Origin of the sequence: Cryobacterium sp. N19 (genome assembly GCF_002929595.1) — a bacterium.
GTDB lineage: Bacteria > Actinomycetota > Actinomycetes > Actinomycetales > Microbacteriaceae > Cryobacterium > Cryobacterium flavum.
The window spans coordinates 428684-449038 of record NZ_PJJR01000053.1 but is presented as its reverse complement, the minus strand read 5'-3'; the positions used below and the strand labels follow the sequence as shown (position 1 = coordinate 449038).

The window sequence follows — 20355 nt, the reverse complement described above, 5'->3', positions numbered from 1 at the left end:
TAATCCGGCGCTGGACGGTAGGGCGCTGCCCGGGCGGCCATCGTCGTGACGTCTACGAGCGCTGACCGGTCATTGGGGCTCGTCGGTTTGCTCGGGGTCGCCTTCAGCGGCGTCCACTGCTGTGACCGGCCCTGTCGGGCCGCCCCACCCGAAGGAGAATTGGCGCGTCACCACGGGCGCCGTCTCCTGCATCGGAACGTAGCTGCCGCCATTCGGCCCATGGCCCGGCTCCTCATCGGGTTGCCAGCGCGGGATTTCACCACTGCTCGTGCCGAGGAGCCGTCGGGTGAGGGATGCGCCCGCCGACAGCAGATCGTCGAGGGACGCCTGCAGGTCGGTGTCGTTGACGGTGCCGGCACGGAGGGCAGCGCGGAGCACGCCCCGACGAATGAGCTCCTTGGCGAAGGATCCGGTCACGCCCTCCGCTCGGCCGGCGGCGGCATCGAGGGCGGCCGGGCTGAACGGCAGCCCGCCCGCATAACGCCGGAACAACCGCTCGCGTTCAGCCAGCGCGGGCAGGGGCACTTCCACGGCGAGATCGACCCGGCCTGGCCGTTCGGCGAGGGCACTTTCGAGTACCTCGACCCGGTTGGTGGTCATGACGAAGGCCACATCGGCGTCGCCGTCGAGCCCATCGAGGGCGTCGAGCACCTCGAATAAGAGTGGCTGCGGAGTCGTGTTGCGTTGCATCGCGACCAGGTCGATGTCTTCGAGCACGACGATGGACGGCGCGAATGTGCGCGCGATTTCGGCGGCGGCAGCGATGTGCACGATGCTGGTGCCGGTCAGGAGCACGGCGGTGATGCCCGGGGTAACGCTCAGCAGGTGGCGTACGGTGAGGGTTTTGCCGGTACCGGGAGGACCGTAAAGCAATACGCCGCGCTTCAAGTGTTGACCGGCGGCGAGCAGTGCCTGGCGCTGCTCGCCGATTCCGATGACGTGGTCGGTGATCGTGCTGAGGATGCCGTCCGGTAGCACGATGGCGGCCGCCGGAACGACGGGTCGTTCCAGAAAACTGATTCCGGCACCGGCCCCGTATTCGGTCTGCACGAACGAGAGCACCTGCCCGCGCAGCACGCTGTGCTCGATCATGAGCGCGCGCAGGTGCTCGAGAAAGCCGGTGACCGCCTGCGGTGATGTGGCCATGATCTCGAGTTCGGCCGTGTTGCGCCCGAATTGCGGGTTCGCGGCGCGTTGCAGCACCGCAATCGGCTCACCCTCAAAGCGGATGAGCCGCAGGCCGAATGAGACCACCTGACGGGTCGATGTCGGTCCGGTCGCCCGGGCCGAGTAGTCCACCGGCCCGGGAGCGAAACCCTGGAACGGGCTGGCCACCAGTTCGGACAGGCTTGAGTGAAAACGCTGCTGCCCGCCAGAGACGCCGAGAAGCGCGGCCGGATCAGTTCCGGCCAGGGCAGTCAGGGCAATGTCCGCGTCGACCAGGCGATGATCGGCGAGAGTCTCGGATACGACCGGCAGGGTCGATGCGTTCGCGCCGAGAAACTCGGTGATCGCGTCGCCGAGCGGCGACTGGCCCGACGGGTTTTGGGCATCCGCCGTTGCCACGACGCGTTCCATGAATTTCTTGAACGAGCGCATGACGTCGCGGTCGAAAGTATCCTCGGTCATCTCGTGCTCCTGTCGTTGTAGCGCAGTAGGAGGTTAGCGGGCCTGGGCGATGATCGCCTCGGCGACAGCCACAGCCTGGGAGACAGATTCGACCGAGTAGGCCGATTCGCCGAGCGAGAAAATCACGGTGCAGTAACCGGAGGGGTCGGCGCAGACCTGCACGGCGTGCTCACCTTCGACGGCTCCCTCGAGCACGATCGGCGACAATGCGGCCTGACTGTCCGGCTCCGTGATCATCGTGTCAACGATCCCGGCGAGACCATAGCCGACATGGATCGAGGTGCCCAATACGCCGTCGGCACGCACGTCGCACCGAAACAACCCGGCGGCCTGCGACACGAAGCCGTCGAAGTAGACCGGGTTCATGTTTGACGAGTCGAAGATTTCGTACTCGAGCGAGTCGACGCCGAGGGCCATGGCGATGCCCTGCGGCTTGAGCGCGCCGGTGCAGGCCGGTTCACGCGGGGTCAGGGCGACCGCCGGCCAGGCTACCTGGCTGGGTTCGGCATCCGTCAGAGTGGAATAAACGGATGCCGCGAGCGGCGTCATCTGCGCTACGATCGCGTCGCTCGTCATGCCGTCAAAGCGCACATCGCGGGTACCGAATGAGTTCGTGCTCAGCGTGATTTCGACCCAGGCGTCACCGACGGGTGCTGAGATGAAACACCCGGGGTCGCCGCATCCGGTGGCCGCTTCGATGCCGCCGATGCTGGTGAGCGGGTCGGCCGGACCGGCGCCGGAATCGTTTGGCGCCCAAGTGTCGGCCGCGCCGGGCAGTACCTTGACGCTCAGGTAGGCCCAGTCGGAGTCGGATTGGTGATCCATCGGATTGCCCGCTGCCGCGCCGACTCGCCAGGAGCAGGACAGCCCGCCGAGGGCTGGAACGGAGTACTCGACCAGGAATGTCGACGGCTGCATCGCGGCAACCGGGGTTGGCACGGTGCCGGCGGGATCCGCGAAGACGTTGGCAATGTCGCCCGGGGCCGCGATATCGTCGCAGCTGAGCGGGCTGGTGGCTGCGGCAGGCGTTGCGGTTGGCGAAGTCGTTGACGTGGCCGACGGTTCCGGCACGGGTTCGGCTGCGCATCCGCTGAGGGCGACGAGAGCGAGAGAAACGATCGGCAGGATCAGGGTGCGGCGCAGCATCCGGTCAGCCTAGCAGGGGAGATTTTTGTCCCGTGACCTTTGCTTTCCTCGCTATCGCGCTGCTGCTGCTCGACGTCGCACAGCCCGAGAATCGCATACCAAATCGGGTTCTAGAACGGTATGCTGCAGGTATGAGTCGACAAATTGCGGTGCGCCTCCCCGACGACATCGTTGATTATCTTGACCTCGCCGTAACGGAGGGCCGCGACAGCAGCCGCGCCGCAGTGATCACGCGGGCCCTCGAACGAGAACGTCGTCGCGAGGTTGCACTGCGTGACGTTCGTATTCTCTCCGAGAAGTCGACAGACGTCGATGACCTGGACGAACTCGCACGCTACGGCGCGACCCTCCCGACTGACGTCCCGTGACGATGCGCGCGATTCATATTGCGCACCTCGACAAGGCACGGCCGGTTCTTGTGCTCACCCGCGAGCTCGTGCGCCCGTACCTCACGCGGGTCACGGTCGCACCGATCACCAGTTCGGTGCGGGGGCTGTCCACCGAAGTGCCGGTCGGCCCGTCGAACGGCCTCGACCAGGACTGCGTCGTGAGTTGCGACAACATCGTGACCATCCCGGTAGCGAGCCTCGGCCGCCATATTGGTTTTCTGCTGCCCAGCCAGGAGTCACAACTCAGCGCCGCCATCCAGACGGCGTTCGAGCTCGACTGACGACTACCAGGCGCCGGGCTGGTAGTCCTTGAGGAAGACGCCGTAGAGGTCTTCGCCGGCCTCGCCGCGCACGATCGGGTCGTAGACCCGGGCCGCGCCGTCGACCAGGTCGAGCGGAGCGTGAAAGCCTTCCTCGGCCAGGCGAACCTTCGTGGGGTGCGGGCGTTCGTCGGTGATCCAGCCGGTGTCGACGCTCGTCATGAGAATTCCGTCTTCGAGCATCTCCTTCGCGCTCGTGCGGGTGAGCATGTTCAGCGCGGCCTTGGCCATGTTGGTGTGCGGGTGGCCTGGCCCCTTGTAGCCGCGACCGAACACCCCCTCCATCGCCGACACGTTCACGATGTAGGTGCGCCGGGCAGCGGATGCCGTGAGCGACGCCCGCAGACGGCTCACCAATAAAAATGGTGCGGTCGTATTGCACAGCTGTACTTCGAGCATCTCGAGCGGATCGACGTCCTCGACATTGGCCGTCCAGCTATTCACGTCGTGCAGGTCGGGAACGAGGCCGCCGGCGTCGATCGCGGTGCCGGCGGCGAGCTTTTCGAGCGAAGAGGACCCGGCGGCGAGGGCCAGCCGGGTGAGGTCATCCGCTGTGAGCGCACCCGCGCCGGAGGCGGCCGCGAGTAGCGGATGCCCCGACACCGACGCCGCCAGGGCCAGCGGATGCGCGTCGTTGGTGTGCCCGAACGACACGATCTCCGGCAGCGGGCCATCGGGCAGCGGCGAATCCTCGGCCTCGACCAGGGGGGAGTACGAGCCGCGTGATCGACGCACGGTCTGCGCGGCGTTGTTGATGAGAATGTCGAGCGGGCCCTGGGCGGCGACGGAATCGGCCAGGGCGATCACCTGGGCCGGGTCACGCAGGTCGATGCCGACGATGCGCAGGCGGTGCAGCCAGTCCGTGGAGTCGGGCATGGCGGCGAAGCGGCGTACGGCATCGCGCGGAAAGCGGGTGGTGACGGTGGTGTGGGCTCCGTCGCGCAGCAGACGCAACGCGATATACATGCCGATCTTGGCCCGGCCGCCGGTGAGCAGGGCACGCTTGCCGGTCAGGTCGGTGCGGGCGTCGCGCTTGGCGTGGCTCGACAGTGCGCAGCTCGGGCAAAGCTGGTGGTAGAACGCGTCGACCACGGTGTACTTCTGTTTGCAGATGTAGCAGGCGCGGGGGACGAGTAGTTCTCCGGCGGTGGCCGCGCTGGTGCCGAGTGACAGCTGCGCGCCGCGGGTCTCGTCGTCGATGCGGGTGGGCGCGCCGGTGGCGGTGGCGGCGATGACGCTGCGATCGGCGTCGGCGATGACCGCACGCTTCTCCAGGCGGCGCGCCATTTTGACCGACTTGAACATCTTGGCGGTGGCCTGGCGCACGGTGACAAAGTCGGCGCTGTCCGGGTCGACGTCGCTGAGGGAAGCGAGAACCCGCAGGGTCACCGCGAGGTCGTGCGGGTCGATGTCGATGAATTCCGGATCGGATGATTCGAAGTCAGCGGTCGACACGCCCGATTCTTCTGGTGCCGAGCCGGTGGGCGCAGTGGTGGAGGGCGCGGTGGTCATTCGAGGATTCTACGCGGGGTGACTGTGAGCATCCGTTTGTGGGTGCGTGACCGAAAGCCGGCCACGCACTCACGCGAGACGTTAGATCTTCGCCGGCTCCTGAATGGGGATGGCGTAGGTCGGCGGCTCGAAGGTATGGTCGAACGGCATTTCGTCGGTGTCGAGCAGCGGGTTGTCGTCCTGGGTCTTGACCAGTTCGTGCGCCTCTTCGTGGGTGTTCACACTCGGCATGGAGCCGGGCAGCGGACGGTTGGCCGATTCGCGCAGGAAGAAGATGGCGATCGCCCCGATGAACGAGGTACCCATGAGGTAGAACGCCGGCATCATGTCGTTGCCGGTGCCCACGATGAGGGCCGCGATGATGAACGGCGTGGTACCGCCGAAGATGGCCACCGCGAAGTTGTACGAGATGCCCATGGCGCCATACCGGCTCGCCGTCGGGAACAGGGCCGGCAGGGCCGAGGCGAGGTTCGAGACGTAGAACGTGACCGGGAATGCGATGAGCGCCAGGCCGAGCAGGGTCGACCAGATGTCGCCGATACCGATCAGCAGGAACGCCGGGGACGACAGCACGACCGTGCTGACGGCTCCGATCCAGAGCACCGGGCGACGCCCGATGCGGTCGGAGAGCCGGCCGGCCAGCGGGATGCACAACGCCATGACTACAAGAATCGGAATGGTCAGCGCCGTACCGTGCAATTCGTCGTACCCCTTATTCTCCGTGAGGTAGGTGGGCATATACGAGGTCAGCGCGTAGCCGACGGTGTTCGCGGCGGCGACCAGAATCATCGCGATGATGATGTTGCGCCAGTACGCCTTGAAGATGGCGATCGGGCCCTTGGGAGTGTCGGCCGTGGCACCGATGGGGTTCTTCTGGGCTTCCTCCTGCGCGTCGAGCGTGGCCTGGAAGGCGGGGGACTCGTCGATCTTCATGCGGAAGTAGATGGCGATCAGGCCGAGCGGCCCGGCGATGAGGAACGGCACACGCCAGCCCCACGCCTCCATCACGTCCTGGCCGAGGGTGAGCTGCAACACAGAGACGAGTGACGCGCCGATGGCGAAACCGAGGTAGCTGCCCATGTCGAGAAAGCTCGCGAAGTAGCCGCGCTGCTTGTCGGGCGCGTGCTCGCTGACGAAGGTCGTCGCCCCGGCGTACTCGCCACCGGTCGAGAAACCCTGCACGAGCTTGACGAACACCAGCAGCACCGCCGCCCAGACCCCGATCTGCGCGTAGCCGGGCAGCAGCCCGACGGCGAAGGTCGACGCGGCCATCAGAATCAGCGTGGTCGCGAGCACCTTCTGCCGACCGATGCGGTCACCGAGCCAGCCAAAGAACACGCCGCCGAGCGGGCGGGCGAAGAAGGTGGCCGCGAAGGTGCCGAGCAAAAACAGGGTTTGAACGGATGCGTCCGCCTCCGGCAAAAAGACCGGACCCATGGTGGTGATGAGGTAGCCGAAGATTCCCACGTCGTACCACTCCATGGTGTTTCCCACGATCGTGCCGCCGAGGGCGCGCTTCATGATGGGCTTGTCGACGACGTTGACGTCGGACACGGCGATACGGCGGCGGCGAAGAGACTTCAGGGGCTTTGCCCGGGCTGCCGAGGCGCTCCGGGCGCTGGACGTCGGGTTGGATGTGCTTCGGTCAGTGAGCATAAGAATTTCTCCCGTGGAGATATTGTGCTGCGAAGACACAGCTGTACTGCGTGGTGCAGATTTTTTTCAACCCACCCACAATACCCCCTCACGGGGGGGCATCGCCCAAATGTTGGGTCTAACTTTCGGGGATGACTCAGGAGTGCTGCTTAGGCTGGGGGCATGACTGATTCTGTAGATTTCTGGTTTGACCCCTCGTGCCCCTGGGCCTGGATGACGTCGCGCTGGGTTGACGAAGTGGCACACCTGCGCGAATTTGACGTGACCTGGCACGTGATGAGCCTCGCCGTTCTCAACGAAGACCAGGACGTCAGCGAGGAATACGCCGCCTTCTTCCCGCGGGCACTCAAGTACACCCGACTCGTGGCCGCGGCCAACGAATTGCACGGCCAGAAGATAGTCAAGGCGCTCTACGACGCGCTCGGCACCCAGATTCACCTTGGCGGCAACCGCAATCCCGACGAGGTCATCCCCGCCGCGCTCGCCGAGGTGGGCCTTCCCGCGAGCTTCGCCGCCTTTGCGGACAGCGACGAGTACGACGCTCAGATGCGTGCCAGCCACTTCGACGGCATCAACCGGGTCGGCCAGGATGTCGGCACCCCGGTCATCGCGGTCAACGGCGTGGCCTTCTTCGGACCCGTCATCTCCCCGGCACCCATGGGCGACGACGCTCTCACGCTCTGGGACGGCGTGGTCGCGCTCGCGAGCTACGACGGGTTCTTCGAGCTCAAGCGCAGCCGTACCCGCGACCCAATTTTCGCCGAGGTCGTCGGCACTAAATAGGATGGTGACATGCGCATCCACATCGCCACGGACCATGCCGGTCTCGACCTCAGCCACCACCTGATCACGCACCTGCGTGCGGCGGGCCACGAGGTCATCGACCACGGGCCCCAGACCTACGACGCCCTCGACGACTACCCCGCGTTCTGCATCAATGCCGCGCAGGCCACCGTCGACGACCTTGAAGGAGGCATTGAAGCGCTCGGTGTCGTGTTCGGCGGCTCCGGCAACGGCGAGCAGATGGCCGCCAACAAGGTGACCGGCGCCCGCGCCGCCCTGGTCTGGAACCTCTCTACAGCCAGGCTCGCCCGAGAACACAACGACGCCAACGTCATCTCGATCGGTGCCCGCGAGCACACGATCGAGGAGGCCACCGGCTTTATCGACGCGTTCATCGCCGAACCGTTCAGCGACGAGGAGCGCCACGTGCGTCGCATCCGTCAGCTGGGTGAATACGAGATCACCGGAACCATTGCCGGCAAGAACGTCGACGGCAAGTGAGCTGAGGTGCCCGAAGGTCATTCCGTTCATCGCATCACCCGACAATTCCAGCGCAACTTCGTCGGGCACCGCGTCACCGTCTCGTCGCCGCAGGGCCGTTTTGTGGTCGGCGCCGCCCAGCTCAGTGGCCACACCATAACGGATGCCCGCGCCGTCGGTAAGCAGATGTTTCTGGAGTTCGACCACGGACTGTGGTTGCGCATCCACTTAGGAATGTACGGCGCCTGGGACTTCAGCGGCGAGATTCTGATGGATGCCACGATGGCCTCGGCCAACGGGAGGATGGGTCAGACCAACCAGCACGGCACCGACCTCGCTACGTATGACTCGGCCGGGGAAAACTCGATCTTCAGCATCGGAGCGCCCCGCAGTACCCGGGTGCGGATGTCCGAGCAGGAGAAGGAGATCGACCTGGCCGATGCCTTTCCGCCTGAGCCGGTCGGACAGGTGCGGGTGCGCCTCTTGAGCGACACGGTGTGCGCCGACCTGCGCGGCCCGACCGCTTGTGAGGTTCTCGACCCGGCCCAGGTCGACGCCGTGATCGGTAAGCTCGGCCCCGATCCGGAACAGGGCAACACGCCCGAGGCCGAGGAACGTTTCGTGAGCGTCGTGCGCAAGAAGCCCACGCCGATCGGCCGGCTGCTAATGGACCAGAGCGTGGTCAGCGGCATCGGCAACGTCTACCGCGCCGAGATGCTCTTTCGTGCCGGCCTCAACCCGCACGCCCCCGGCAAGTCGCTCAGCGATGACACCGTGCGCGCGCTCTGGCAGGACTGGGCGCACCTGTTGCACATCGGCGTCGCGACCGGTCAGATGATGACCATGGACAAGCTCGAGGGCGACGAGTATCGCCTCGCCATGAAGAGGCGCGCCGACCGGCACTGGGTCTACAAGCGCGAAGGCCTGCCCTGCCGGGTCTGCGGCACCCACATCGTGCTCGAAGAGATGGCGGCTCGCAAACTGTACTGGTGCCCGCGCTGTCAGGCCTGAGCACCGCCGTGGTGTGAGGGCGCCCGGCACACTGCGAAAATAGGGTAATGATCCAGAGTCGACTTGCCCGGCCGCGCCGTCGTGTGGCAACCATCATCAGCGGCACGGTGGTCGCCGCCGTGACACTCGCCGTGGGCCTGACCGCCTGCACCAGCGACACCGGTGCCGGCGTGATCGATACCGTCGGTACCATCGATTTCGTGAACCCGCTCGCCATCCCGCCATTGGCGGAAGCGACCGTGAATGCTGCCGGGGAGCGAGTCTTCGACCTTACGGCCGAGGAGGGCACGACCGAGTTCACTCCCGGCGTCGCCACTGACACCTGGGGTTACAACGGCAGCTATCTCGGCCCGACCCTCGTCGCGAAGCGCGGCGACGACGTGCGCATCAATGTCGGCAATGACCTCGATGAGGCCACGACCGTGCACTGGCACGGCATGAACCTGCCCGCCGAAATGGATGGCGGCCCGCACCAGACGGTCGAACCCGGCGCCAGCTGGAGCCCGAACTTCACGATCGACCAGCCCGCAGCGACCCTCTGGTATCACCCGCACCCCACCGAAAAGACCGAACACCAGGTTGAGATGGGGTTGGCCGGCCTGTTCCTGCTGCAGGACGACGAGGAGTCGGCGCTCAACCTGCCGCGCAGCTACGGGGTCGATGACATTCCCGTCGTCGTGCAGGACCGCCGCTTCGACGACAACGGCCAGTTTGTCACTGACGTGCGTGGCTACATCGGGCCGATCGGCGACCAGCTGCTGGTCAACGGCACCCTCGCGCCCTATCTCGACGTGACCAGCGATGTCGTGCGGCTGCGACTGGTCAACGGGTCCACCGCGCGCCTGTACGACTTCGGGTTCAGCGATGGGCGCTCGTTCGACCTGATCGCAACCGACGGGGGACTGCTCCGCGAGGCGGCACCGATGGACGGCATCCGCTTGTCACCGGGGGAACGTGCTGAAATTCTCGTGAAAATGACCCCGGGTGAGACCGTGAAACTGCAATCCACCCCGCCCGATCTCGGCACGTCGGCCAGCGCAGCGACGCGCAACGCCGGCGACGACACCCTCGACGTCATGGAACTGCGCGCGGCCGACGCGCTCAGCAGCATCGGCGCCACGCCGACCACCCTGGCCAACATCGTGCCGCTGGACAAAGCGGATGCCACCACCGACCGTTCCTTCACCCTCAACGGCTACACGATCAACAACCGGCTGATGGACATGACCCGCATCGACGAGACCGTCGAGGCCGGCGCCACCGAGGTGTGGACCGTCGACAACGCCATGCCGCTTCCGCACAACTTTCACGTGCACGCCGTGCAGTTTCAGGTGTTGCGGGTGGGGACCGAGTCGCCGCCAGCCGAACTCTCCGGGTGGAAGGACACGATCTATCTCGAACCCGGCGTTCGCTACGAATTGATCATGCAGTTTGCGGAATATACCGATCCGAACTTTCCGTATATGTTCCACTGCCACATGCTCGCGCACGAAGATGCCGGAATGATGGGCCAGTTCGTGGTCGTCGGGCCGGGCGGGCAGGCCGGAACGCCACCGACCGCTCACGACGCGATCATTTCGCGGGAGAACCTGGCCGTCGGAAATGGCCCGCGCGTACTGACGCCAGACCACGGGCATTGACGTAACGCACTCTCTTTCGGACCCATGAGTATGGTCTACGGCCCAGCGCCTGACCAGCCCCAGTTTTGGTATTTGTGAGCAAAACTCGTGTCGAATATATTTCAGCTACCGATCGGCACTCAGGCTGATTTCTCACAGAATGGACTACCCGACATGAAGTTCTTCACCCAGATTTCCGCATTCGTCAACAGCCTGCGTTCAGAAGAAAAGGGTGCTACCGCGGTGGAGTACGGCCTCATGGTCGCGCTGATCGCCGTCGCCATCATCGTCAGCGTCACCCTGCTCGGGACCAACCTTGGCACGCTCTTCACCAGCGTCGCCGGCAAACTGCCCGTCATTAAGTAGCCAGCGATAGAACTCGGTCGGCCGGTCGGTCGACCGAACGGCACAGTGACAGCGGTAAAAGGTGGCGGCTTCCGCAGGGAAGCCGCTGCCGCTCAAGCTGAAGGGACCTCCGATGTTGGGGTTACGTCGACGACTGATGCGCCTGCACTCTGGTGAACGTGGCGCGGCAGCGGTGGAGTTCGCGCTGGTACTGCCAATTCTCATCATTCTTATCTTCTTCATCATCGAGTTCGGTCGGCTGTACAACATCCAGATCTCCATCACCGGAGCCGCCCGCGAGGGTGCCCGGTCGATGGCGATTCACAACGTCGTGGACGACGCGAAGACGGCCACCCTTAATGCCGCCCCGTCAGTTCCACTGACAGCTGGGGAAGTCACAGTCAGCCCGACCATCTGTGCGACCGATTCGACCATTACGGTTACGGTCAAACACACGGTCGATCTCATCTCGGGCTACCTTCCATACACATCAATGGTGCTCACCGGAAAGGGAGTCATGCTGTGCGGTGGCTAAATCATCTGCTCCGCGCCGAGCGCGGCGCCAGCGCCGTCATGGTCGGCATCCTCATGATTCCCCTGCTGGGATTCCTGGCGATCGCGATCGACGTCGGCGCCCTCTACGCCGAAAAAGCGCAACTGCAGAACGGGGCGGATGCAGCAGCCATTGCCATCGCCCGCAACTGCGCCGTCGACGGCCTGTGCAACTCCCCGACCACGGTCGCGAACCAGGCTCGAGACTTTGCGAATGTCAATTCAAACGACGCAAAATCCAATGCCTCAGCGGTCGTGCCCGCGCCGTCACCCGCGCCTCCCAACAGCGTTCAGGTTGTAGCGACGACTTTGGAGGCATCTGGAGCGTCCGCGATTAGGCCGTTCTTCGCCATCGGAGCTGCTCCAACGACAATGAGCGTGGTAGCGCAGGCGGAGTGGGGTTCGCCCGAAGCCGCCAACGTGTTGCCACTCGCTATTTCTTACTGCGAATTTCGGCCGGCTCTCGACGGCAAACTACAGCTCATTCGCTACGATCGGAATCTGGAGTGCGCTGGCCGCGACGGGCACCCTATTCCGGGAGGTTTCGGCTGGATTGACCCGATCGCCGACACCTGCGAAGCTGCCGTCAGCCTTACCAGCGAGACCGTACCCAGCGACCCGGGAAACGACCCGCCGACGAGTGACTGCGACACGTACTTCAACGCCATGCTGAACACCACGATCTTGGTGCCCATCTTCGATCGCGCCTACGCCAGCAACGGCAACGACGCCGTGACGGGAGCCGTGGGCAGCTACCACATCTATGCCTTTGCCGCCTTTCGCATCACCGGGTGGAAGTTCAGCGGAAACAATAATCTTCCGATGACCAGCCTCGATCCAGTTGCGCAAGCCTCGCCGGCGACGAAATGCACCGGAAATTGCAGGGGCATTCAGGGATATTTCGACCACTGGGTGTCGGTTGACTCGGCAGAAGTACAAGAGCTCGGCGGACCGAATCTCGGCGCAGAGTTTGTCAGACTCATCAAATAGGAGATCCCATGAAAACCCGACTTATCGGTGCGATCGTCGCGATTATCTTGGCCCTCGTGGGCACCTTCGCGCTCACCGGCTACGTGCGCGGTGCCGATGCCCGAGCGGCAGACGGCGCAGCCTTGGTCTCCGTGTTCGTCGTGACGACTCAGATTCCGCAGGGCACCAAGGCTGAAGACATCACCACGTTCATTGAACAGAAGCAGATTCCTGCGGTAGCCGCCGTTCCGGGTCGGGTGACCAAACTGAGCGCGCTTGCTGGCACGGTAGCGGATGCCGCGCTCGTACCCGGCGAGCAGCTGATCAGTTCTCGTTGGGTCGAAGCGGCCGACCTCGCCGCCCGCGGTGACGTCAAGGTTCCCGACGGCATGCAGGTGCTCACCCTCGCGTTACCGCTGGAACGAGTCGTGGGCGGCGTGCTCAAAGCCGGCGACACCGTGGGAGTGGTGATCACCGCGACCAAAACCGTCGACGGAACGGAAATGCTGCTGAGCAAGCAGGTCTTCCACAAGGTGCTGGTCACGGCCGTGCAGGCCGGCACCACGACGACGCCCGACGCTGGCGCCGATGCCACCCCGGTGAGCGTCATTATGGTCACTCTGGCCCGCACCACCCCCGACATCGAGTCCCTGGTCTGGGGCCAGCAGTTCGGAACGGTCTGGCTCACGATCGAACCCGACAAGGCTACCGAGGCCGGCTCCCGGGTCGTCGACGGGTCGGAGATGTTCCGGTGAGGCAAATGCAAAGTTTCGGGCCCCTGCCGCAAGGTAGCCCAGTGGGGGCAAACCCCGTATCCGACCAGGTGATTGTCGAAATGCCGGATGGACCGGTCGGCCTGGCAGCGGCGACGAGTACCCAGCCAGCGGCACAAGACCTTCCTCCGACTGGCAGCCCACCAAGACGTCGCATCATCGCGGTCGTCGCGGCGAAAGGCGGCCTCGGCAAGACCACCGTCGCCACGAACCTCGCCGTCGGACTCGCCCGGCTGGCCCCGCACTCCGTCGTGCTCATCGATGCTGACGTGCAATTCGGAGACGTTGCAATGGCGCTTTCCCTGGAGCCGGCGCTGACCCTGCCCGATGTCGTCTTGGGGAACGCCGTCGACGATCTCATGGTGCTCAAGTCCTCGCTGACCGCACATTCGAGCGGCTTCTACACGGTGTGCGGTTCCGACCAGCCGGATGCCGGCGATCGCGTCACCGGCGATCAGCTCGGTCATCTCATCAATCAACTCGCCGACGTCTTTCAGTACATCATCATCGATACAGCGCCGGGGCTCGGCGATCATGCTCTCGCTGCCTTGGAGCTAGCCACCGATGCCGTCTTCCTCTGCGACATGACTGTACCCAGTGCCAGGGGGTTGCGCAAAGAGCTCGCCGTGCTCGATCGCATTGGCATCATGCCGCCCGCGCGTCACGTCGTGCTCAACCTCGCCGATCGGCGCAGTGGGCTGAGCGTTCGAGATGTCGAGGCGACCATCGGTGTGCCGGTCGACGTAGCAGTGCCCCGTTCCACCCTGGTCTCGGTGTCGACAAACCGGGGCGTACCGGTGTTGCAGGAGGGCGGACGAAGTCCCGTCGCCCGCGCCCTCGACAGGCTGGTCGCCCGGTTTGACGCCGGTGCCCCCAAGAAAACCTTTCAGCTGCACAAGAGGGTGGATATCTCATGAGACTCAATGAACGAATGGACGCCGCACTGCGCGACGGTCCGCTGGCCCGCGTTGACCGCACCGCACCGCTGCATCCGCTGCCAAGCGTGCCTGACGACGGCGTCGTACCGGCAGCCCGTACCGCCCCACCAGCGGCGGCGCCGCCGATCGTCGTCGATCCGCTTGCCGACATTAAGGAGCGGGCGGCCCAGGAACTGTTCGAGCGCATCGGGTTTCGCCTGAACGACTCAAGCCTGACCGAGGAACAGCTGCACAGCTACGCCAGAACCGAGCTGGGCAACATCGTCACCGACGAGCAGGTGCCACTCAATTCTGACGAACGGGCGCGCCTGATCAATGAGATCGGCGACGACGTGCTCGGCTATGGTCCGCTGGAATCGCTGCTCGACGACGACACCGTGACCGAGATCATGGTGAACGGCCACGAGCAGATTTGGGTGGAACGCTTCGGCCGGCTGTCCCGCAGCGATACCCACTTCACGAGCGAGGCCCAGCTTCGCCGGGTGATCGAGCGCATCGTGTCCAAGGTCGGTCGCCGCATCGACGAATCGTCTCCGCTCGTCGATGCCCGCCTGGCCGACGGTTCCCGGGTGAACGCCATCATCCCGCCGCTCGCTGTGGACGGCTCCTCCCTGACCATCCGCAAATTCGCCCGGGAACCGTTCACGGTGACCGACCTCATCCGCTTGGGAACGATGAGCATCGAAATGGCACAGGTGCTCGACGCCTGCGTCAAGGCACAACTGAACATCATCGTGTCGGGTGGAACGGGGACTGGTAAAACGACCCTGCTCAACGTACTGTCCGGGTTCATTCCAGAGCGAGAGCGCATCGTGACCATCGAGGATGCGGTCGAGCTGCAACTGCAGCAGGAACACGTCATCCGCCTCGAATCCCGCCCAGCCAACATCGAGGGCAAGGGCGAGGTCACCATTCGTGACCTTGTGCGCAACTCCCTGCGCATGCGGCCCGACCGCATCGTCATCGGTGAGTGCCGTGGTGGCGAGACCCTTGACATGCTTCAGGCCATGAACACCGGGCATGAGGGGTCGATTTCCACGGTGCACTCCAATTCGCCGCGCGATGCGATCGCGCGCATGGAGACACTCGTGCTGATGGCGGGCATGGACCTGCCGGTGCGGGCGATCCGCGAGCAGATCTCTTCCGCCATCGACGTGATCGTGCAGATCAGCCGTATGAAAGACGGCTCTCGGCGCATTACCCATGTCACCGAGGTGCAGACCATGGAGGGGGAGATCGTCACCCTTCAGGAGGTGTTCGTGTTCGATCACCACGCCGGGGTCGATCCTGCGGGAAACCTGCTCGGTCGCGCGATAGCCACTGGCGTTCGGCCACGTTTCGCCGATCGCTTCGCCGACCTCGGTATCGTTTTGGACCCGAGTGTGTTCCAGGCCGACCTGCTGACCCGCAGCGCGAAGGCACTGCGATGAGTACCGCGATCTTTGCGTTCGGTGTGCTGTGCGTTGTTGCCGCACTGCTCGTGGTCGTGCTTCTTGTCATTGCGCCGCCGATGCTTCGCGTGCCGCTGGATCGTCGCCGCGCTCCCGGCGCGGTAGAGGTGTCCGGGCTGACCCGGCTCACCGACCGCACCGTCGGAGCAATCGACCGAGTGATCCGGCGACGCAACGTGGTGCCGTTCACCGCAGCCGAGCTGGAGCAGGCTGGGATCCGAATGCAGCCATCCGCTTTTGTGCTCATGGTGATTTCCGCAGCGGCGGTGGCAGCCCTGCTCGGCCTGCTTCTCGGTGACGGCACCGTTTGGATGGTGCCCCTCATGATTTTGTTCGCGGCACTCGCCGTCGTCGGCGCCAAGGTCTGGCTCCGGTTGCGCACAGGGCACCGCCGCGCCAAATTCGCCGATCAGCTTGACGAATCACTCGGGCTGCTGGCCGGCGGACTGCGCGCCGGGCACAGCCTGATGCGGGCAGTGGATGCCGTCAGCCACGAAACCGAACAGCCCACGTCCGATGAATTTGCGCGCATCGTGAACGAAACACGCATCGGCCGTGACCTGAGCGACTCGCTCGAGAGTACGGCAGTGCGCATGCGCAGTGAGGATTTTCAGTGGGTCGCCCAGGCCATCTCGATTAACCGCGAGGCTGGTGGCAACCTCTCAGAGGTGCTCGACCAGGTGGGTCACACCATTCGGGAACGCAATCAGGTTCGGCGTCAGGTCAAATCCCTCGCCGCTGAGGGAAAGCTCTCGGCTTGGGTGCTCGTGCTCCTGCCGATCGGAGTGTTCGCGTTCCTGCTCATCAGCCAGCCCAATTATTTCAACGGGTTCCTCGGCAACATCATCGGAATCATCGCGATCATCGTGGCCGCCGTTCTGCTCATCGTCGGTTCGCTCTGGATGATGGCCGTCGTCAAAGTGAAATTCTAAGGAGAAGCGGATGCCCCCGATACTCACCTTTTTCGCCGCCCTTGCTGTGGCCGGCGGCCTCGCCGCTGTCGTAGCCATTCTGGTCGGAGCCCGCCGAACCGACCCGGTCGCCGACGCGGTCATTGTGCTGCCCGGATTGGGTCGGCCGGGCCTGCTGCCTCATCGCTCGGGACTGCTCGCGGCCAGTCGTGAGTTGGCACCAAAGGGGTACGTGGGCTTTCTTGACCACCGCCTCGCCCTGGCCGGCCGCCCCGCCGCCTGGACCATCGATAAGATCTTCATCGCCAAACCAGCCCTGGCCGGAGCCGGCCTGCTGCTCGCGGTGCTGTGGATCACCAACGACCCCGTTCCGCTGCGCATCCTGGTCGGAAGCCTGCTCGTGGTGATCTGCTTCTTCGTGCCCGACCTGCTGCTGTACAGCCGTGGTCAGGAACGCCAGGCAGCCATGCAGAACGCGCTCGCCGACACGCTTGACCAGATGACCATTTCGGTCGAGGCCGGCCTCGGCTTTGAGGCGGCGATGAGCAAGGCCGGAACCAATGGGTCCGGGCCGCTGGCTGAGGAGCTCATCCGCACTCTGCAGGACATGAGCATCGGCCGCAGCCGCAAGGATGCCTACCTCGCGCTCGCCGATCGCACCGATTCCGCCGATCTGCGCCGCTTCACACGGTCGGTCATCCAGGCCGACACCTACGGCATCGCAATCGCCGACGTCCTACGGGTGCAGGCGGGGGAGATGCGTCTGCGCCGCCGTCAGCGTGCGGAGGAGCAGGCGATGAAGGTGCCGGTCAAGGTCATCTTCCCGCTCGTGTTCTGCATCCTGCCGGTGCTGTTCATCGTGCTGCTGACGCCCGCGGTGATCAACATCATGAAGGTCTTCTCGCTCTGAGCCCGGGGAGATCGTGACCAGGCGTGGACAGAACCGCCTCCGCTGCAGCAGGGGAGGCGGTTCTGTGTGGGTGGGCCCTGGATCAGGCGAGGTTGCAGGTCACCTTACTGTTGCCGGGGTAGACCGTGGCGAGATAAGTTGCCGCCGGTGCCGTCCAGTTGGTGAAGTGCCGAGCGGCCACGACGATTGTGAAGCCGACGCCACGTAGCCGTCGTCGGTGAACAGCGCAAAAGTCATTACGGCGCTCAGCCCAAGAACGGCGCCAGCCGTGAGAACGGCTTGGGCACGTACCGGGGACTTCTTGGGTGGAAAACTACGGTGCTAATCACGGGTTGCGCCTCACCTTGCGGGAGACACGCAGAACCGAAGCCATCTGGCTTCGGTCCCTTCAATTGGGAGGGGTCGACGGGAATCGAACCCGCGTCATAAGTTTGGAAAACTCAGGCTCTACCATTGAGCTACGACCCCACGCCCAACATTCGGACACTGGAACAGCGTAGTACAAGAAACCGGGCACCGGATGCCAGTGCGGGCGTATCCGCTCGAATGCCGTGCATTAGACTGACTGAGGTCAATCCGGCTGTCGCAAGCTTCTGCCTGCGCCGACAGATTGATTCCCCAACAAAAGCAGTACCAGCGGATCGAACGATCCGGGGCGTAGCTCAGCTTGGTAGAGCGCTCGTTTTGGGGGCGAGAAGTCGCAGGTTCAACTCCTGTCGCCCCGACATTACCCGCAGCACACCGTTTCAATACACAGGAGAGTCTCGAGTGAAGTCCACGGTCGAAAAACTGAGCCCCACGCGCGCCAAGCTCACCATCACGGTGAGCCCCGACGAGCTGAAGCCAGCCATCACCCACGCCTACGGCCACATTGCCGAAGACATCAACATCCCCGGTTTTCGTAAGGGAAAGATCCCGCCCGCGATCATCGACCAGCGCGTCGGCAAGGCTGCCGTTCTGGAACACGCCGTCAACGAGGGCCTCGACGGTTTCTACCGCGCCGCCGTCGAAGAGAACAAGCTGCGCCCGCTGGGTCGCCCCGAAGCCGACATCGTCGAATGGCCGAGCAACACCGACTTCTCCGGTGATCTGCTTCTCGCCATCGAGGTTGACGTGCGCCCCGAGATCGACCTGCCCGACTACGCCGGCCTCAAGCTCACCGTCGATGCTGTCTCAGTCTCCGACGAAGAAGTCGCGGAAGAACTCGACAAGCTGCGCAGCCGTTTCGGCACGCTTATCACCGTTGACCGCCCCGCCAAGACCGGCGACTTCGCCCAGATCGACCTGAACGCCGCGATCGACGGCGACGAGGTTGACACCGCCAGCGGAATTTCCTACGAGGTCGGCTCCGGCGACCTCATCGACGGCATCGACGAGGCGCTCGATTCGCTCAGCGCCGGCGAGACCACCACCTTCAACTCCGACCTCATGGGCGGAGACCACGAGGGTGAGACGGCCGAGATCACGATTACGGTCATCGCTGTCAAGGAGCGCGAACTGCCAGAGGCCAACGACGACTTCGCTCAGATCTCGAGCGAGTTCGACACGATCGCCGAGTTGACCGAGAGCCTCAAGGTTCAGGTCGAGAATTCCAAGGCCTTCGGCCAGGGCAGCCAGGCCCGCGAGCGTCTCATTGAGACGCTGCTTGGTTCGGTCGACGTTCCGATCCCCGCCGCGATCATCCTCGACGAGGTGAACCGTCACCTCGAGGGCGAAAGCCGACTCGAAGACGACACCCACCGCGCCGAGGTCACCGAGGCTAGCGAGAAGACGTTCCGTCAGCAGATTCTGCTCGACACGATCGCCGAAGCGGAGCAGGTCAAGGTCAGCCAGGACGAGCTGACCCAGTACCTCATCCAGGGCGCCAGCCAGTACGGCATGGACCCGAGCGAGTTCGTACAGACGCTCAACACCAACGGTCAGATTCCGTCGATGGTCGCCGAGGTTGCCCGTAACAAGGCCCTCGCCATCGCCCTGGGCAAGGCCGAGGTCGTTGACTCCAACGGCAAGCCGGTCGACCTGAGCGAATTCACCGGCCCGGTCGCTGATGATTCCGCCGACGACGCCGCTGTCGAAGCGGATGCCGCCACCAGCGACGACGACGCCCCCGTCGTCGAAGCCGACGCCGAGGTTGAAGAGAAGCCCAAGAAGAAGAAGGCCGCTGCCAAGAAGTAGCGGTTGTTTGCGTGAAAGGGCCGGCTGGAATCTTCCCAGTCGGCCTTTTGCATGCTGAGGGAGCCGTGTGCGCGGCCCGGTAATCTGCCGAGGGCGAACAGAGCCGTTTTCGCTCGCGCGCTCCGATAGATTCATTGAGAAGCGACAACTGAAACGGAGCACGACATGGCCGACCCGACACCCACCAACGGTGTATTTGACCGACTGCTGAAGGACCGCATCATCTGGCTCGGCTCAGAGGTCCGTGACGAAAATGCCAACGAGATCTGCGCCAAGATCCTGTTGCTGGCAGCCGAAGACTCGAAGCGAGACATCTACCTCTACATCAACTCACCCGGTGGTTCGATCACCGCCGGAATGGCAATCTACGACACGATGCAGTTCGTACCCAACGATATTGTCACCGTCGGTATCGGCATGGCCGCCTCGATGGGGCAGTTCCTGCTGACCAGTGGAACCAAGGGCAAGCGGTACATCACCCCGAACGCCCGGGTGCTGCTGCATCAGCCGTCCGGAGGATTCGGCGGCACGGCTGCCGACATCCAGACCCAGGCGCGCCTCATTCTCGACATGAAGCAGCGACTGTCGGAGATCACGGCCGCGCAGACCGGCAAGACGCCAGAGCAGATCAACGCCGACGGTGACCGCGACAACTGGTTCAGCGCTCAGGAAGCCCTCGAATATGGTTTCGTCGATCACCTCCGCGCATCCGCTTCGGATGTCATCGGCGGCGGCGGCACTGACCCCGACGCGGCAGTCACCAAGTAGTCCACCGAAACTGAACAG

The 20355-nt window shown here is 64.3% G+C and carries 20 protein-coding genes and 2 tRNA genes; 17 read left to right on the top strand and 5 right to left on the bottom strand.

Going from position 1 to position 20355, the window contains the following annotated elements; all coding sequences use genetic code 11:
- Positions 1-69 precede the first annotated feature (69 nt).
- Together CXY78_RS17920 and CXY78_RS17915 are read right to left on the bottom strand one after the other, a co-directional pair.
- Positions 70-1629: an ATP-binding protein gene (locus CXY78_RS17920; protein WP_092339927.1), complete on the bottom strand. Its 1560-nt coding sequence runs from the start codon at positions 1627-1629 to the stop codon at positions 70-72.
- A gap of 33 nt (positions 1630-1662) precedes the next feature.
- Positions 1663-2775 carry a hypothetical protein gene (locus CXY78_RS17915; protein ID WP_104090474.1) on the bottom strand — a complete coding sequence of 371 codons (1113 nt, stop codon included), beginning with the start codon at positions 2773-2775 and terminating at the stop codon, positions 1663-1665.
- Positions 2776-2807: 32 nt separating this feature from the next.
- Between CXY78_RS17915 and CXY78_RS17910 the strand changes: the two genes are divergently transcribed.
- On the top strand, positions 2808-3143 hold the full coding sequence (locus CXY78_RS17910) for a YlcI/YnfO family protein (protein WP_199181899.1): 336 nt from the start codon (positions 2808-2810) through the stop codon (positions 3141-3143).
- 2 nt (positions 3144-3145) lie between these two features.
- A complete protein-coding gene (locus tag CXY78_RS17905; protein WP_092339930.1) occupies positions 3146-3445 on the top strand; it encodes a type II toxin-antitoxin system PemK/MazF family toxin in 300 nt (99 codons plus the stop codon).
- A gap of 3 nt (positions 3446-3448) precedes the next feature.
- Here the strand turns inward: CXY78_RS17905 and CXY78_RS17900 are convergent, their stop codons facing one another.
- Together CXY78_RS17900 and CXY78_RS17895 are read right to left on the bottom strand one after the other, a co-directional pair.
- Positions 3449-4996, bottom strand: coding sequence for an SDR family NAD(P)-dependent oxidoreductase (locus CXY78_RS17900; RefSeq protein WP_092339931.1), 1548 nt, complete (start codon positions 4994-4996; stop codon positions 3449-3451).
- A gap of 81 nt (positions 4997-5077) precedes the next feature.
- The gene (locus CXY78_RS17895) at positions 5078-6652 is read right to left on the bottom strand and encodes an MFS transporter (protein WP_092339932.1); all 1575 of its coding nucleotides are present in this window, start codon (positions 6650-6652) and stop codon (positions 5078-5080) included.
- A gap of 162 nt (positions 6653-6814) precedes the next feature.
- On the opposite strand from CXY78_RS17895, the gene CXY78_RS17890 reads away from it, so the two are divergent.
- From CXY78_RS17890 to CXY78_RS17835, 12 genes are all read left to right on the top strand, one after another.
- Positions 6815-7435, top strand: a complete 621-nt coding sequence (locus CXY78_RS17890; protein WP_092339933.1) for a DsbA family protein — start codon at positions 6815-6817, stop codon at positions 7433-7435.
- 9 nt (positions 7436-7444) lie between these two features.
- Positions 7445-7936, top strand: a complete 492-nt coding sequence (locus CXY78_RS17885) for a ribose-5-phosphate isomerase (RefSeq protein WP_092339934.1) — start codon at positions 7445-7447, stop codon at positions 7934-7936.
- 6 nt (positions 7937-7942) lie between these two features.
- Positions 7943-8926, top strand: a complete 984-nt coding sequence (locus CXY78_RS17880) for an Fpg/Nei family DNA glycosylase (RefSeq protein ID WP_092339935.1) — start codon at positions 7943-7945, stop codon at positions 8924-8926.
- 47 nt (positions 8927-8973) lie between these two features.
- The gene (locus CXY78_RS17875; protein WP_104090473.1) at positions 8974-10566 is read left to right on the top strand and encodes a multicopper oxidase family protein; all 1593 of its coding nucleotides are present in this window, start codon (positions 8974-8976) and stop codon (positions 10564-10566) included.
- Between the two features lie 153 nt (positions 10567-10719).
- Complete coding sequence (locus CXY78_RS17870; protein ID WP_092339937.1) at positions 10720-10911, top strand: Flp family type IVb pilin; 192 nt, start codon at positions 10720-10722, stop codon at positions 10909-10911.
- 61 nt (positions 10912-10972) lie between these two features.
- A complete protein-coding gene (locus CXY78_RS17865) occupies positions 10973-11425 on the top strand; it encodes a TadE/TadG family type IV pilus assembly protein (RefSeq protein ID WP_233197302.1) in 453 nt (150 codons plus the stop codon).
- Positions 11413-12432, top strand: a complete 1020-nt coding sequence (locus CXY78_RS17860; RefSeq protein WP_104090470.1) for a pilus assembly protein TadG-related protein — start codon at positions 11413-11415, stop codon at positions 12430-12432. Before CXY78_RS17865 ends, CXY78_RS17860 begins: the two co-directional genes overlap by 13 nt.
- 8 nt (positions 12433-12440) lie before the next feature.
- On the top strand, positions 12441-13166 hold the full coding sequence (locus CXY78_RS17855; protein ID WP_092339940.1) for a Flp pilus assembly protein CpaB: 726 nt from the start codon (positions 12441-12443) through the stop codon (positions 13164-13166).
- A gap of 41 nt (positions 13167-13207) precedes the next feature.
- The gene (locus CXY78_RS17850) at positions 13208-14101 is read left to right on the top strand and encodes an AAA family ATPase (protein ID WP_158252796.1); all 894 of its coding nucleotides are present in this window, start codon (positions 13208-13210) and stop codon (positions 14099-14101) included.
- On the top strand, positions 14098-15552 hold the full coding sequence (locus CXY78_RS17845; RefSeq protein ID WP_198412807.1) for a CpaF family protein: 1455 nt from the start codon (positions 14098-14100) through the stop codon (positions 15550-15552). The genes CXY78_RS17850 and CXY78_RS17845 overlap by 4 nt, the downstream gene beginning before the upstream one ends.
- Positions 15549-16505 (top strand): type II secretion system F family protein, encoded by a 957-nt coding sequence (locus tag CXY78_RS17840; RefSeq protein ID WP_092339943.1) that lies wholly within the window; start codon positions 15549-15551, stop codon positions 16503-16505. Before CXY78_RS17845 ends, CXY78_RS17840 begins: the two co-directional genes overlap by 4 nt.
- A 10-nt stretch (positions 16506-16515) precedes the next feature.
- Positions 16516-17394, top strand: a complete 879-nt coding sequence (locus CXY78_RS17835; RefSeq protein WP_092339944.1) for a type II secretion system F family protein — start codon at positions 16516-16518, stop codon at positions 17392-17394.
- A gap of 397 nt (positions 17395-17791) precedes the next feature.
- Here CXY78_RS17835 and CXY78_RS17830 read toward each other — a convergent pair.
- Positions 17792-17862 (bottom strand) — tRNA-Gly (locus CXY78_RS17830).
- Between the two features lie 183 nt (positions 17863-18045).
- On the opposite strand from CXY78_RS17830, the gene CXY78_RS17825 reads away from it, so the two are divergent.
- The 3 genes from CXY78_RS17825 to CXY78_RS17815 all read left to right on the top strand — a co-directional run bounded on the left by CXY78_RS17825 (position 18046) and on the right by CXY78_RS17815 (position 20337).
- Positions 18046-18119: transfer RNA gene (locus tag CXY78_RS17825), tRNA-Pro, on the top strand.
- Positions 18120-18162: 43 nt separating this feature from the next.
- A complete protein-coding gene (gene tig / locus CXY78_RS17820; protein WP_158252797.1) occupies positions 18163-19569 on the top strand; it encodes a trigger factor in 1407 nt (468 codons plus the stop codon).
- Between the two features lie 165 nt (positions 19570-19734).
- Entirely contained in the window at positions 19735-20337 is a 603-nt protein-coding gene (locus tag CXY78_RS17815) for an ATP-dependent Clp protease proteolytic subunit (RefSeq protein WP_092339946.1), read from the top strand.
- Positions 20338-20355: the final 18 nt, after the last annotated feature.

Excerpts from the sequence above, each read along its gene's own strand:
- CXY78_RS17890 (WP_092339933.1), top strand. The coding sequence starts at position 6,815 with ATGACTGATTCTGTAGATTTCTGGTTTGACCCCTCGTGCCCCTGGGCC.
- CXY78_RS17905 (WP_092339930.1), top strand. The coding sequence starts at position 3,146 with ATGCGCGCGATTCATATTGCGCACCTCGACAAGGCACGGCCGGTTCTT.
- CXY78_RS17815 (WP_092339946.1), top strand. The coding sequence starts at position 19,735 with ATGGCCGACCCGACACCCACCAACGGTGTATTTGACCGACTGCTGAAG.
- CXY78_RS17840 (WP_092339943.1), top strand. The coding sequence starts at position 15,549 with ATGAGTACCGCGATCTTTGCGTTCGGTGTGCTGTGCGTTGTTGCCGCA.
- CXY78_RS17875 (WP_104090473.1), top strand. The coding sequence starts at position 8,974 with ATGATCCAGAGTCGACTTGCCCGGCCGCGCCGTCGTGTGGCAACCATC.
- CXY78_RS17915 (WP_104090474.1), bottom strand. The coding sequence starts at position 2,775 with ATGCTGCGCCGCACCCTGATCCTGCCGATCGTTTCTCTCGCTCTCGTC.
- CXY78_RS17870 (WP_092339937.1), top strand. The coding sequence starts at position 10,720 with ATGAAGTTCTTCACCCAGATTTCCGCATTCGTCAACAGCCTGCGTTCA.
- CXY78_RS17900 (WP_092339931.1), bottom strand. The coding sequence starts at position 4,996 with ATGACCACCGCGCCCTCCACCACTGCGCCCACCGGCTCGGCACCAGAA.
- CXY78_RS17855 (WP_092339940.1), top strand. The coding sequence starts at position 12,441 with ATGAAAACCCGACTTATCGGTGCGATCGTCGCGATTATCTTGGCCCTC.
- CXY78_RS17885 (WP_092339934.1), top strand. The coding sequence starts at position 7,445 with ATGCGCATCCACATCGCCACGGACCATGCCGGTCTCGACCTCAGCCAC.
- CXY78_RS17835 (WP_092339944.1), top strand. The coding sequence starts at position 16,516 with ATGCCCCCGATACTCACCTTTTTCGCCGCCCTTGCTGTGGCCGGCGGC.
- CXY78_RS17845 (WP_198412807.1), top strand. The coding sequence starts at position 14,098 with ATGAGACTCAATGAACGAATGGACGCCGCACTGCGCGACGGTCCGCTG.
- CXY78_RS17920 (WP_092339927.1), bottom strand. The coding sequence starts at position 1,629 with ATGACCGAGGATACTTTCGACCGCGACGTCATGCGCTCGTTCAAGAAA.
- CXY78_RS17895 (WP_092339932.1), bottom strand. The coding sequence starts at position 6,652 with ATGCTCACTGACCGAAGCACATCCAACCCGACGTCCAGCGCCCGGAGC.